At 50.3% G+C, this 13,281-nt stretch carries 14 protein-coding genes; 8 read left to right on the top strand and 6 right to left on the bottom strand.

Annotated features, from left to right (window positions below; all coding sequences use genetic code 11):
- The first annotated feature begins 191 nt into the window (after window positions 1-191).
- The 3 genes from mobA to E4L36_RS17655 all read left to right on the top strand — a co-directional run bounded on the left by mobA (window position 192) and on the right by E4L36_RS17655 (window position 2,605).
- Window positions 192-764, top strand: coding sequence for a molybdenum cofactor guanylyltransferase MobA (gene mobA, locus E4L36_RS17665; RefSeq protein ID WP_136681662.1), 573 nt, complete (start codon window positions 192-194; stop codon window positions 762-764).
- Window positions 765-855: 91 nt separating this feature from the next.
- Window positions 856-1,848, top strand: a complete 993-nt coding sequence (gene moaA, locus E4L36_RS17660; RefSeq protein ID WP_136681661.1) for a GTP 3',8-cyclase MoaA — start codon at window positions 856-858, stop codon at window positions 1,846-1,848.
- A gap of 40 nt (window positions 1,849-1,888) precedes the next feature.
- Window positions 1,889-2,605, top strand: a complete 717-nt coding sequence (locus E4L36_RS17655) for a DTW domain-containing protein (RefSeq protein ID WP_136681660.1) — start codon at window positions 1,889-1,891, stop codon at window positions 2,603-2,605.
- Here the strand turns inward: E4L36_RS17655 and dtd are convergent.
- The 3 genes from dtd to typA all read right to left on the bottom strand — a co-directional run bounded on the left by dtd (window position 2,571) and on the right by typA (window position 5,927).
- On the bottom strand, window positions 2,571-3,020 hold the full coding sequence (gene dtd / locus E4L36_RS17650) for a D-aminoacyl-tRNA deacylase (protein WP_127696090.1): 450 nt from the start codon (window positions 3,018-3,020) through the stop codon (window positions 2,571-2,573). The two genes, E4L36_RS17655 and dtd, sit on opposite strands and share 35 nt — an antisense overlap.
- An 11-nt stretch (window positions 3,021-3,031) precedes the next feature.
- Window positions 3,032-3,982, bottom strand: coding sequence for a prolyl aminopeptidase (pip, locus tag E4L36_RS17645; protein ID WP_136681659.1), 951 nt, complete (start codon window positions 3,980-3,982; stop codon window positions 3,032-3,034).
- A gap of 118 nt (window positions 3,983-4,100) precedes the next feature.
- Entirely contained in the window at window positions 4,101-5,927 is a 1,827-nt protein-coding gene (gene typA, locus E4L36_RS17640) for a translational GTPase TypA (protein WP_136681664.1), read from the bottom strand.
- Between the two features lie 467 nt (window positions 5,928-6,394).
- On the opposite strand from typA, the gene glnA reads away from it, so the two are divergent.
- The 5 genes from glnA to E4L36_RS17615 all read left to right on the top strand — a co-directional run bounded on the left by glnA (window position 6,395) and on the right by E4L36_RS17615 (window position 12,030).
- On the top strand, window positions 6,395-7,801 hold the full coding sequence (gene glnA / locus E4L36_RS17635) for a glutamate--ammonia ligase (protein ID WP_127696094.1): 1,407 nt from the start codon (window positions 6,395-6,397) through the stop codon (window positions 7,799-7,801).
- A gap of 324 nt (window positions 7,802-8,125) precedes the next feature.
- Window positions 8,126-9,202 carry a nitrogen regulation protein NR(II) gene (gene glnL, locus E4L36_RS17630; protein WP_136681658.1) on the top strand — a complete coding sequence of 359 codons (1,077 nt, stop codon included), beginning with the start codon at window positions 8,126-8,128 and terminating at the stop codon, window positions 9,200-9,202.
- Window positions 9,192-10,616, top strand: coding sequence for a nitrogen regulation protein NR(I) (gene ntrC, locus E4L36_RS17625; RefSeq protein ID WP_127696098.1), 1,425 nt, complete (start codon window positions 9,192-9,194; stop codon window positions 10,614-10,616). Before glnL ends, ntrC begins: the two co-directional genes overlap by 11 nt.
- Before the next feature lie 56 nt (window positions 10,617-10,672).
- Window positions 10,673-11,140: a tRNA (uridine(34)/cytosine(34)/5-carboxymethylaminomethyluridine(34)-2'-O)-methyltransferase TrmL gene (gene trmL, locus E4L36_RS17620; RefSeq protein ID WP_127696100.1), complete on the top strand. Its 468-nt coding sequence runs from the start codon at window positions 10,673-10,675 to the stop codon at window positions 11,138-11,140.
- Complete coding sequence (locus E4L36_RS17615) at window positions 11,140-12,030, top strand: M14 family zinc carboxypeptidase (protein WP_136681657.1); 891 nt, start codon at window positions 11,140-11,142, stop codon at window positions 12,028-12,030. Before trmL ends, E4L36_RS17615 begins: the two co-directional genes overlap by 1 nt.
- A 61-nt stretch (window positions 12,031-12,091) precedes the next feature.
- On the opposite strand, the gene secB is transcribed toward E4L36_RS17615, so the two are convergent.
- Genes secB through E4L36_RS17600 form a run of 3 tightly spaced genes read right to left on the bottom strand, consistent with a single transcriptional unit; the run spans window position 12,092 to window position 13,262 of the window.
- Entirely contained in the window at window positions 12,092-12,571 is a 480-nt protein-coding gene (gene secB, locus E4L36_RS17610) for a protein-export chaperone SecB (protein WP_127696103.1), read from the bottom strand.
- A 13-nt stretch (window positions 12,572-12,584) separates the two neighbouring features.
- Window positions 12,585-12,839, bottom strand: coding sequence for a glutaredoxin 3 (gene grxC / locus E4L36_RS17605; protein ID WP_136681656.1), 255 nt, complete (start codon window positions 12,837-12,839; stop codon window positions 12,585-12,587).
- A 3-nt stretch (window positions 12,840-12,842) separates the two neighbouring features.
- On the bottom strand, window positions 12,843-13,262 hold the full coding sequence (locus E4L36_RS17600) for a rhodanese-like domain-containing protein (RefSeq protein ID WP_127696107.1): 420 nt from the start codon (window positions 13,260-13,262) through the stop codon (window positions 12,843-12,845).
- Between the last annotated feature and the right edge of the window lie 19 nt (window positions 13,263-13,281).

Below are 13,281 nucleotides of genomic sequence, written 5' to 3'. Positions count from 1 at the left end.
AAGTGAAACGATTTAGCGCCGATGGTAGTGTGGGGTTTCCCCATGTGAGAGTAGGACATCGCCAAGCTTTTAATTAGGAAGCCCTGATCGGTTACGGTCAGGGCTTCTTATATTGTCTAGAGAAAATAAAGTGGGTGCCAAAACACTTAATGTATAAACTGAGTGTGGTATTAGGGATTTAAGGTAACTCGATGAATCAACGTCCGTTAACAGGTGTCATTCTTGCTGGAGGTAAGGGGCTTAGAGTGGGTGGTGTTGATAAAGGGTTAATGGAACTCGACGGCGTACCTCTCGTTCAGTATGCAGTTGAGCTTATTAAGCCCTATGTAGATGCCACGGTCATAATTGCTAACCGTTCACTATCCGCCTATGAGCAGTTTGCGCACTTTGTTTACACTGACAAAGATGCCGGCTACGAGGGGCCTTTAGTGGCGATGGCAACCGCGCTTCAACACTCCACTACAGAGTGGAACCTATTTCTGCCTTGCGATACCCCTTACTTGTCTAGTGCGATTATTGAGGCATTGATTGCTGCGTCCCACACTCATCTTGATGCCAATGTTGTTGTTGCTCATGATGAAGTACGTTTACAGCCGCTTGTTTGCCTAGTGCATAAGCGTACACTCCCCAGTTTAGAGCGCTTTCTCAGCGAAGGTGGCCGGAAAGTGGCCTCTTGGCAATTTAGCCAGAATTGTGAAGTTGTCCAAATCGTTGGGCAGCAAAGCTCATTTCGAAACCTCAATACTCCGGACGACTTCTGCTAAATCTATTGCCTAGTTACGATAATGTTTAGGAGTGGCTTTTTATCGTGTCTGGCGTACTATCAACAAGTCGATTGTTAGGATAGTTAGTGCCATGTCAGAACCGCTTATAGATCCTTTTGGGCGCAAAATTACTTATGTTCGCATGTCTGTTACCGATCGGTGTGACTTCCGTTGCGTGTACTGTATGGATGAGGTAATGACGTTTCTGCCAAAGGAGGAGGTGCTGTCGCTCGAAGAGATCTATTTTATTGCCCAGGCTTTTACTGAGATGGGCGTGAACAAGATTAGGCTAACGGGAGGTGAACCGCTTGTGAGGCGGGGTGTGGACGATCTGTTAGTTCAAATGGGGGCTTTACCTGGACTGGCGGACTTTTGCCTAACGACAAACGGTTCCCAGTTAGAACGCTTTGCCGCCACTCTCTATCAAGCTGGTATGACCCGCTTGAATATCAGTCTTGATACACTGAATCCGTTATTATTCAAAGAACTAACTCGTACCGGTAAGCTGGAGCAGGTGCTACGTGGGATTGATGCGGCGTGTCGTCATCCGTTCAAACGCATGAAGTTAAATGCTGTTATCCTCAAAGGTCGTAACGACCACGAGGTTATTCCGTTGCTAGAATTCGCGATTGCGCGTGGCATCGATATATCCTTTATTGAAGAGATGCCGCTTGGACATATCAATGAGCATGACCGAGCAGCTACCTTCTGCTCCAGTGATGATGTTAGAGATATCATTGAACAAGCGTATCAATTGACGCCGTCGGACTACGTAACAGGTGGGCCATCCAAGTATTGGCAAGTAGCTGGCTCAGCTACCCGCGTAGGCTTTATTTCACCTCATAGTCACAACTTTTGTGGTGAGTGTAACCGAGTGCGCGTGACCGTTGAGGGGCGGTTACTGTTATGCCTTGGGAATGAAAACTCGGTCGATTTAAAAGCAGAGCTGCGTGAACGCCCCGGTGATATTGAACACTTGAAAAGGGTTATTCGTCAGGCGATCACCCGTAAGCCCGAAAAGCACCACTTCTCGACGGATGGCGCAGTCGATATCGTTCGCTTTATGAATACAACCGGCGGTTGATTCGCTATTATGGCCGAAATTTTTCTGCCGATAGCTGATTGTGTTTGACCCTAACGCTCCCCGTAAACCCTTTGTTGCACGAGGCTCTCGTATTGAGCGTTGTGCTGATTGCTTTGTATCCAGCGACCTATGCTTGTGCGATGCAAAACCTAATATGAGTGCTCAAGCAGCCTTCTGGCTGATGACTCATCATAACGAGGTTTATAAGCCAACTAACACGGGCCGGCTCGTTCTGGACGCCATTGCGGACAGTCAGCTTTTAACATGGTCTCGTACTGAACCTGATCCGCACTTTTTGGCGCTGTTACAAAATACGGCGTATCAGCCTTGTATCGTCTTTCCCGCTGGCGAAGGCTATGAAGATCGGATGGTGTCTGCTCAGCAGTTGGCAGCCAGTGGCAAGAAACCCGCGTTGATCTTACTAGATGGTACATGGCGTCAAGCACGACGGATGTTTCGCTTGAGTCGCTACCTAGATGAGCTGCCGGTGATAGAGCCGCTACCTGGACGTGAGTCCCGTTATGATTTGCGCCAAGCTGCCGCCTCTCATCATCTCTCCACAGCAGAGGTTGCCGCTGCGGTTCTCGAGGACTTAGGTGACCTAGACAGTGCAGCGGCACTCAACGCCTATTTTGACCTTTTCAATGCTGCTTACTATGCATCGCGCAGACAATTAGATCTATCAGAAAAAATGGCTGCAGCACGCACAAAGCTTGCTGAGCTTAGCGCTCAGCGGATGCTTCAAGAAGAAAAGTAACTGGGCCATCATTCAGCAAGCTGACTTTCATATCAGCGCCAAACTTGCCGGTGGCGACAGGGTCATGACTTTTTTGCGCGGCTGCAACAAAGTAATCGTAGAGCTCTTGGCCTTTTTCCGGCGTTGCGCCGTTAGAAAAGCCGGGGCGTAGACCTTTAGCGGTATCCGCTACCAACGTGAACTGGGAGACAACCAGCAGGCCACCTCCCACTTGTTGTAGATTCAGGTTCATGCGTCCGGTGTCATCACCGAAAATACGGTAACCGAGAATTTTCTTTAACAGCTTATCGGCTTGTGCGGTAGTATCGTGCTTCTCGACACCGAGTAGCAGTAAAATGCCGTGGTCGATAGCACCAATGGTTTCCCCATCAACGACGACGCTGGCGTGTTTAACGCGTTGTATTAAGCCCTTCATTCGTTCTCCGTTTAAGCCTCCGTGGCGGCAAAAGCATCGGTAGCTCGTACTAAGTTATCTATGATGCCGGGTTCGAACACTGAATGTCCTGCATCCCGAACGATGTGCAGTTGCGAGTGCGGTAGCGCTTGATAGAGCGCGTATGCTTGTTCGACAGGGCAGACCATATCATAGCGACCATGCACAATGGTGATGGGAAGCCCGCTGATCTTATCGGCTCGCGTTAGGATCTGATTTTCACTGATAAAACAATGGTTAACAAAATAGTGTGTCTCTAGTCGAGCCATTGCTAGTGCAAGATGCGGATCGGAGTAGTGTGACATCGCATCTGGATTGGGCGCGAGCGTAGAGCAGCGTCCCTCCCATACAGACCAAGCCTTTGCGGCTGCCATACGCTGAAGTTCATTTTCCGAGGTTAGCCGCTGATGATAGGCGTGCAGTAAGTTGTGTTGCTCCCCTGTTGGAATAGGCGCGAGAAAGTCTTGCCAGTAGTCGGGGAATATGCGGCTTGCACCCTCTTGATATAGCCAGTGAATATCTTGCTGGCGCGCTAGAAAAACGCCTCTCAGGATCAGGCCCAAGATTCGCTCGGTATGTGCTTGAGCATATAGAAGCGCTAGCGTAGCGCCCCAAGAACCGCCAAATAGTAGCCACTCATCCACACCTAGGTGAGTGCGAATGTGTTCCATATCTTCGATTAGGTGTGCCGTTGTGTTCGCTTGCAGAGATGCGTGTGGCTGTGAGCGCCCGCAGCCGCGCTGATCAAACAAAATGATGCGATACTTCTCTGGGTTAAAGAAGCTACGCAGGTCGCCGTTAGTTGAGCCGCCGGGGCCGCCGTGTACAAACAGTACAGGTAAGCCCTCTGCATTACCGCTCTCTTCAACGTACAGGGTGTGTCCTCCACCCACTTCGAGTGCATGTGTTTTATATGGCTGAATTGCAGGGTATAGCGGGCGCATGGTGTGTCTTCCTTTTCCTAAGTACAGCTAAAGTATAGGGTGCAGCGAAGGTCAGGCGCTATGTCTAGACGTAAAAAAAGCGGCCCATTGGCCGCTTTCTTATGCTCTCTTGTGCGTATTATTTTGCAGCACGTGAGGCGCGCTTACGCTCGTTCTCAGTGAGGAGCTTCTTACGCAAACGGATATGGTTTGGCGTTACTTCAACTAGCTCATCATCTTCAATGAAGTCGAGAGCTTGCTCTAGTGTGAAGCGAATCGGCGGCGTCAATTGGATGTTTTCGTCGGTACCAGACGCACGCACGTTAGTTAGCTGCTTACCCTTGATTGGGTTAACGGCTAGGTCGTTGCTACGGCTGTGGATACCCAGAATCATGCCTTCGTAGACTTCGATGTTCGGGCCAATACATAGACGACCACGCTCTTGCAAGTTGAAGAGTGAGTAGCCCAATGCTTTACCCGTGACCATGGATACCAAGACACCGTTGTTACGGAAAACAACTTCGCCTTCTTTCACTGGACCATAGTGGTCGAAAACGGATGTCATGATACCGGTACCTGAAGTCATCGTCAGGAACTGGCTACGGAAGCCGATCAAACCACGTGATGGGATCAAGAATGTCAGGCGGATACGGCCGGAGGAATCAACCTCCATGTTAGTCATATCACCTTTGCGCTTACCCAGCTCTTCGATGATTGCGCCTTGGTGCTCCTCTTCCACGTCGATCATTACGACTTCGTACGGCTCGTGGATTTCACCATCAACTTCACGTTGGATAACTTCTGGGCGAGAAACACCCAGCTCGAAACCTTCGCGGCGCATGGTTTCGATCAATACTGACAAGTGCAGCTCACCACGACCCGATACGCGGAATTTCTCAGGAGAGTCTCCCTCTTCAACGCGCAGTGCAACGTTGTGGATCAGCTCACGGTCAAGGCGGTCCTTGATGTTACGGCTGGTAACAAACTTGCCATCTTGCCCTGCAAATGGAGAGTCATTCACCTGGAACGTCATCGATACGGTTGGCTCATCAACCGACAGCGCAGGCAGTGCTTCAACAGCATCTGCATCACACAACGTATCGGAGATGTTTAGCTCATCGATACCGGTTACACAGATGATGTCACCAGCGCGAGCAGAGTCCACATCAACACGCTCAAGGCCTAAATAACCCATGATCTTTTGGATACGGCCGCTGCGGATGTTACCTTCACTGTCGATGATTTTAACTGGGTGGTTGAGGTTCGCTTTACCGCGCTTCACACGGCCCACACCGATAACACCGACATAGCTGTTGTAGTCCAGTGCAGATACTTGCATCTGGAATGGGCCATCAACGTCAACGTCTGGATGACTTACGTGATCAACAATCGCTTCGAACAGCGGCGTCATATCCTCGGCCATGTTTTCATGATCAGTACCAGCGATACCGTTCAGTGCAGAGGCGTAGATAACAGGGAAGTCGAGTTGCTCATCGCTAGCGCCAAGCGAGTCGAAAAGGTCGAAAACTTTATCGATGGCAGCATCTGGGTTCGCACCTGGGCGGTCTACCTTGTTCACCACAACGATAGGGCGTAGGCCTTGGTCGAACGCTTTCTGTGTTACGAAGCGTGTTTGCGGCATTGGACCATCGACGGCATCTACCAATAGCAGTACGCAGTCAACCATAGAAAGAACGCGCTCTACCTCACCACCGAAGTCAGCGTGCCCCGGTGTGTCAACGATATTGATATGGTAACCGTTCCACTCGATCGCCGTATTCTTCGCAAGAATAGTAATTCCGCGCTCTTTCTCTTGGTCGTTGGAGTCCATGATGCGCTCAGAGCCTTCATCGCGGCGGCCAAGAGTACCGGACTGTTGGAGAAGCTTATCAACCAGCGTCGTTTTGCCGTGGTCAACGTGCGCGATAATAGCGATGTTTCGCAAGTTAGCGATATTGTCGATCATAAATAGTGTTCTGACTTTTCTTTTGCAGGTTACCCGTGCATCACTGACCTTCAATGGTGCACAGCGTGTTTTGCGGTAGGGTTTAAGATGCGCCGCATTATAGCGGATCATTGCCTCACAAGCCCAGCGGTCTGTTCATTTCATCACCAATTTATTGCGTCTTTGTGTCAGAACGAGAATCAATACTTAGCGAGTTAGACCTTGTATTGAGAAGTTATTTGTTTGCGCTTGGAGTATCATGCCAAAGTGTGCCCCGCAAATGAGCGCTTAATGCACTTTTTTGGTGCGCGTTATGGCTTTTAAGCATCCTTTTGGTGCGATGTTTTGAGTGTGCTCGTTGTAAGTGTTTGATTTAGCGTTGCTTTAGAGTTGGCACAGTGGTTGCTAATAGACTATTAACGTTTAAATCACAGATTTCAGGACCGTCTTGAACGTGTCTGACAAATACGAAAAGTGGAGATAGCGAAATGTCAGAGATCACTCTGAAGTTAATCGAAGAGAACGATGTTAAGTGGGTTGATATGCGATTCACTGACACGAAAGGTAAAGAACAGCACGTTACTATCCCTGTTCATCAGATGGGTGACGACTTCTTTGAAGAAGGTAAAATGTTCGACGGTTCTTCTATCGCTGGATGGAAAGGCATCAACGAGTCTGACATGATCCTGCTTCCAGACGACAGCGCATCTGTTCTAGACCCGTTCGCTGAAGAGTCTACTGTTATTGTTCGCTGTGACATCGTTGAGCCAGCGACTGGCCAAGGTTACGAGCGTGACCCACGCTCTGTAGCGAAGCGCGCAGAAGAGTACCTGAAGTCTACAGGTATTGCTGATACAGCGATGTTTGGTCCTGAGCCAGAATTCTTCGTATTCGACGAAGTACATTTCCACAACGATATGAGCGGCTGCGGTTTCTCTGTATCTTCAGAAGAAGCGGCATGGTCCTCTAACCACAAGTTTGAAGGCGGTAACACAGGCCACCGTCCACGTGTTAAAGGCGGTTACTTCCCAGTACCACCAGTTGACTCTCTACACGATCTGCGTGGCAACATGTGTAACGCGATGACTGCAATGGGTTTGGATGTAGAAGTACACCACCACGAAGTAGCGACAGCGGGCCAGTGTGAGATCGGTGCTGGTGCAAACACGTTGGTTAACAAGGCTGACGAAGTTCAAGTACTGAAATACTGTGTACACAACGTTGCACACGCATACGGTAAAACTGCGACATTCATGCCTAAGCCAATCGTTGGTGACAACGGTTCTGGTATGCACGTTCACCAGTCACTATCTAAAGATGGTGTTAACCTGTTCTCTGGTGATGCATACGCAGGTATGTCAGAGATGGCGCTTTACTACATCGGCGGTATCATCAAGCACGCTAAAGCACTTAATGCTCTGACTAACCCAGGTACAAACTCTTACAAGCGTTTGATCCCAGGTTTCGAAGCGCCAGTTATGCTAGCTTACTCTGCGCGTAACCGTTCGGCTTCTATCCGTATCCCTTACGTAACGAACCCTAAAGCTCGTCGTATCGAGACGCGCTTCCCTGACCCAATTGCTAACCCATACCTGTGCTTCGCGGCATTGATGATGGCGGGTCTAGACGGTATCCAGAACAAGATCCACCCTGGTGATGCTGCAGATAAAGATCTGTACGACCTGCCACCAGAAGAAGCGGCTGAAATCCCACAAGTAGCTGCGTCGCTAGAAGAAGCACTAGCTGCGCTGGATGCAGACCGTGAGTTCTTGACGAAAGGCGGTGTATTCACTGACGACATGATCGATGCATACATTGCATTGAAGCAAGAAGAGTCTGACAAAGTGAACCAAACGACTCACCCAGTTGAGTACGACCTGTACTACTCTGTATAAGCGTTGCTAATAGAAAAAGCCTCCTTCGGGAGGCTTTTTTGTTTCCCGCAGATAACGGCCTATAACAGCAGCTTTTATTATGTGCACTATAATGGTGCATATAGGTTGCGTGAGCGATATTGGTGCGCTTCGGTGCGGTGTTTGAGCGCACCGTGCGCTGCAAAGGTTCGTATTTTGGGCGCTTGGAGGAGCTGCATGAGTTGGCTTCTTTTTTGCAGTTACTTTCAGATAGGCGCTATTGCATAGGCGCTGCTGTTGCTTAGAGAAGCTGCGACGGTGAGCGGCCTGAAATTATTCAGTCAAACAGTGAGTAAGAGAATACGTATGTTGACGTCTACGATGACTAAGCAACTACTCGATAATCAAGCAAGCAGTGTGATCTTGCTCGATAGTTCGCTCAGTATTCAGTACATGAACTCCTCGGCTGAAATGTTGCTAGCAGCCACATTGCGGCGTATGCAGAGCGCATCGATCACCGACTGGATCGCGCTCAACCCTGCTGAGTTGGACGCTATGCAGGCGACGCTCGAGAGCGGTCATGCCTACACACGACGAGAAGCCGAAATCATCAGTTCTGCGGGCGATACTCTTACAGTGGATTACAGCGTTAGTTGCATTCAAGAGCACGGTCAGCCGTTTCTCTTGGTTGAACTTCAAGCACGCGATCGTTTACGCCGTATTGAGCAAGAGAAAGAGATGCTCATGCGCCATGAAACGACGCGTAACCTTGTTCGTGGTATGGCGCATGAAATCAAAAATCCTTTGGGTGGGATTCGCGGCGCTGCACAGCTGCTAGAGGCGGAGTTAGATGATCCTGAACTGCATGAATACACACAGGTGATCATCGAAGAAGCAGACCGCTTACGTAACCTAGTTGATCGCCTTTTGGGCCCGCATAAAATCGCGCAGCGCCAACCACTGAATGTGCACTCCGTGCTGGAACGGGTCTGCACAATTGTGAAGGCGGAAGTCACCGGGCAGGTCATAATTGAGCGTGACTATGACCCCAGTATTCCGGAGCTGCTCGGCGATAATGAGCAGCTCATACAGGCTGTTTTAAATGTTGTGCGCAACGCAGTGCAGGCGATGCTGGAAAATAATATCCCTGCACCTGTACTAAAGCTGCGCACGCGTACACGCCGCCAAGTGACGCTCAGTGCAGAATCGCATCGTTTGGTGTGCAGTATAGAGATCATTGATAACGGCCCTGGCATCCCGGAGGAGATGGTTAAGAACATCTTCTTCCCGATGATCAGTGGCCGCGCTGAAGGGACAGGGCTCGGCTTATCCATCGCACAATCGATCATCAGCCAGCATCACGGCTTAATCGAGTGCCATAGCGAACCGGGCCACACCTGCTTTACGCTACTTATTCCTCTGGAGAGAAACGATGAAAACTAACGGAAATGTTTGGATTGTCGATGACGACCGCTCGATTCGCTGGGTGCTGGATCGTGCCCTCTCTAAAAGTGGTGTGCAGGTTAATGCTTTTGAAACGGCTGATGCGGTGATCAAGCAGCTTGAAACCCAAGTGCCCGATGCCATTGTGAGTGATATTCGTATGCCGGGCACTGATGGGTTAGCGATGCTCGAGCAGTTGCACACCTCACACCCTGATCTTCCAATTATTATCATGACGGCACATTCAGATCTGGATAGTGCCGTCGCCTCCTATCAAGGCGGCGCATTTGAGTATCTACCTAAGCCGTTTGATGTGGACGAAGCTGTGAGTCTTGTGCAGCGCGCCGTCGAGCATGCCCATGAAAAACGCAGCAATGCCGCAGCTGAGGACACACTCGATAACGCCGAAATTATTGGTGAAGCGCCCGCGATGCAGGAGGTTTTTCGTGCGATTGGGCGGTTATCGCAATCTAATATTACAGTGCTCATTAATGGCGAGTCAGGGACGGGTAAGGAACTTGTCGCGCACGCTTTGCACCGTCATAGCCCGCGGGCACAAGCCCCTTTCATTCCGCTGAATATGGCTGCGATTCCAAAAGACCTGATTGAGTCTGAGTTATTTGGTCATGAAAAAGGTGCTTTTACCGGCGCAACTGCAGCACGCCGAGGCCGTTTTGAACAGGCGGACGGTGGCACGCTGTTTCTTGATGAGATCGGTGATATGCCTGCGGATACACAAACGCGCTTATTACGCGTATTAGCCGATGGCGAATTCTACCGTGTGGGTGGGCACACCCCAGTGAAGGTGGATGTGCGTATCATTGCAGCCACCCATCAAGACTTAGAGGGGCTGGTAACAAGCGGACGCTTTCGGGAAGACCTTTTCCATCGTTTAAACGTTATCCGCATTCACATCCCTAAATTGGCTGATCGCAAAGAGGATATTCCTAAACTAGCACGCCACTTCCTGATGCGTTCTGCCGAAGAGTTGGATGTTGAGCCTAAGGTGCTGCGCCCAGAAACCGAAGCCTATATGAAAGGGCTGGCGTGGCCCGGCAATGTGCGTCAGCTTGAGAATACATGCCGTTGGCTGACTGTGATGGCATCTGGGCGCGAAGTGCTGATCGCGGATATGCCACTGGAGCTCTCCGAGCAGCAGGCAGCAGGTGATACCACCACGGGAAATTGGGAACAGTCCTTGCGCAACTGGGCAGAACAGCAATTAGCGACCGGCGGGAGCGGGTTGTTGGAAACTGCTGTACCTGCTTTCGAGCGCATCATGATTGAAGCGGCGCTCAAACATACTGGCGGCCGTCGCCGTGATGCTTCCGAACTACTCGGTTGGGGGCGTAATACCTTAACTCGGAAGATTAAGGAGCTCGATTTAGTCTTTGATAGCCCTGATGATGAGTGAATTTCGGCGCGTAATCTTTATACTATCGCCTGTTTCTAAAAACGCGCAGGTGGTTAATGTTAAACGTTGTTCTATATGAGCCCGAGATCCCGCCCAATACTGGGAATATCATTCGGCTGTGTGCCAACACAGGTTTCAATCTGCACTTGGTTGAGCCGTTAGGCTTTGATATCGATGATAAGAAACTGCGCCGTGCGGGGCTGGACTATCATGAGTTTGCTAACCTGCAAGTCCATGCATCATTGGACGCTTGCCTTGCGCAACTTCAACCTGAACATGTTTGGGCGCTGACCACCAAAGGCACGGTGTACCACTCTGACGTGGTATTTAAACCTGGCGATGTCCTGCTGTTCGGGCCAGAAACACGGGGCTTACCAGCGGATGTGCGTAATAGTTTGCCCGCGGAGCAGCGCGTGAAGTTGCCGATGGGGGCGCAAAGCCGCAGCCTTAATTTATCTAACGCCTGCGCCATCGTGGTTTATGAGGCGTGGCGACAGCTTGGTTACGAAGGCTCGGTCGACTAGTGTTTCATTTATCGATAGGCCGTCGACTCGCAGTTGCCGCATTGCTGACACTAACTTGGCAGCCCCTTTATGCCGACAATACCGTTGCGGGGGTTTGCGCTGCGGTTGGTAAGAAACTCTCGAGCGTCAGTGAGAAAGAGTGCTTGGCGCTTGGTTTTGCTCAGCCGCGGTTTTTCTCGGTAAATGGTCGAGCGATGCTTGAAAAACGCTTTTTAGCAGCAGAGTCAGACGCGCCGCGTGTACTATTTATTGGCGGTATTCACGGCGATGAGTACTCGAGCGTGAGTGTCACGTTCAAATGGCTGAATACAATTTCAGCACACCATAGTGGCCGCTACGACTGGCTCTTTTTTCCATTGGTGAATCCAGATGGGTTGCTGCGCAAAAAATCGACACGCGTCAATGCTCATAATGTTGATCTCAATCGCAACTTTGAACCTGCCAAGGGCTTTCCCAACGCTTTAAAACATTGGAAAACCCGTGCGAAAAAGCGCGCCCGTTACTACCCAGGCGAAACACCTCTGAGTGAGCCTGAAACGCAGATGTTGTTCCAGCTTATTGAGGAGTATCACCCTGATGTGATCGTGTCGGTGCACGCACCGCATGGCATTCTCGATTTTGATGGTGCGAGTGTCAAACCTCCGCGCCGATTGGGCCCTCTTTACCTGCGCCAACTAGGTACGTATCCTGGCTCGCTTGGTAACTATGCATGGTTTACCAAAAAGATACCGGTTATGACGATCGAGCTGCCCTATGCGGGCATCATGCCTAAGCCTAAAGATATTGATCGAATGTGGAATGATTTGGTGCGTTGGGTGGATAGAAAAGTGAAACCGAGTGCAGAAACACTTGCCGCAAGGTCAAAGCAAAAAAACACTGAGCTTGAGTAGTGATGTGATCGAGCAATAAAAAACGGAGCCTAGGCTCCGTTTTTTATTGGCACAGTGAGGCTTAGTGTTGTTCGCTCGCTTGTGCTTGCTGCTGCGCTAATTGCTGCGCGTACAATGCGTCGAAGTTTACTGGCGCTAGCATCAGTGGAGGGAAGCTTGCTTTAGTCACCAGCGAATCAACGGCTTCACGTGCGTATGGGAACAGTAGGTTAGGGCAGAACGCGCCTAGTGTGTGACCCATCTCTTGCTCGTTCATGCCGGCAACATGGAAGATACCTGCTTGCTGTACTTCAACCAAGAACGCTGTTTCGTCTTCGTTTTTCACTGTGACTGTTAGCGTCAGAACAACGTCGTAGTGCTCTGGGCTCAGTTGAGTGGTGCGCGTATTCATCTCCAGATTCACTTCTGGTGACCACTGCTTAGTGAAAACCTGTGGGCTGTTTGGCGACTCAAAAGAGACATCTTTTACGTAGATGCGCTGGATTGAGAATTGTGGGCCTTGTGGCTGCTCTGCTGCAGCTGCCTGATCATTTTCAGCCATTGCTGTTGTGTCCTTATTCTTGGTTCAAAAGGTTATCAAGTTTACCGGCGCGTTCTAGCGCAAAGAGGTCGTCGCATCCACCGACGTGAGTCTCTCCGATAAAAATCTGGGGTACCGTGTGGATACCTGCTCGCTCGATCATTTGCGCGCGAACATCAGGTTTGCCATCCACATTGATCTCTTCAAACTGCACACCTTTGTGCTGCAGCAGCTGTTTAGCACGCATGCAGAACGGGCAGTAGTCTGAGCTGTAGATTATCGTCTTCATCCTTTACGCCTTCTTTACGATTGGCAAGTTCTGGCCTTTCCATTCTGTGATGCCGCCTTGTAGGCGCATGACATTTTCAAAGCCAGCAGCTTTTAGCATCTTAGTAGCGCTGCCCGCAGTTTGGCCGATATTGCACACGACCACAACGGGACGTGCTTTGAACTTCTCCAGCTCAGATACGCGGCGTTGCAGGTCTGCCAGCGGGATATGCTTCGAGGCAGTAATGTGGCCTGTATCCCACTCTTTCTTCGTGCGTACATCAACGATGACAGCGTCTTGTTTGTTGATTAGCTGAGTTGCGATGGCGGGCGAAACGGATTTTCCTGCCTTTTGGCTCTCGTTCCACAGCAACAGAGCGAGGGTGAGCACCCATGCGGCAATGAGCATAAAGTGATTAGTCGCGAATTCAATAAACTGTTCCATTGTGATTCCTAAAGTCTGC

Source organism: Neptunomonas sp. XY-337, from assembly GCF_004959845.1.
Lineage (GTDB): Bacteria > Pseudomonadota > Gammaproteobacteria > Pseudomonadales > Balneatricaceae > Neptunomonas > Neptunomonas marina.
This window is presented reverse-complemented; position numbering and strand designations above follow the sequence as displayed.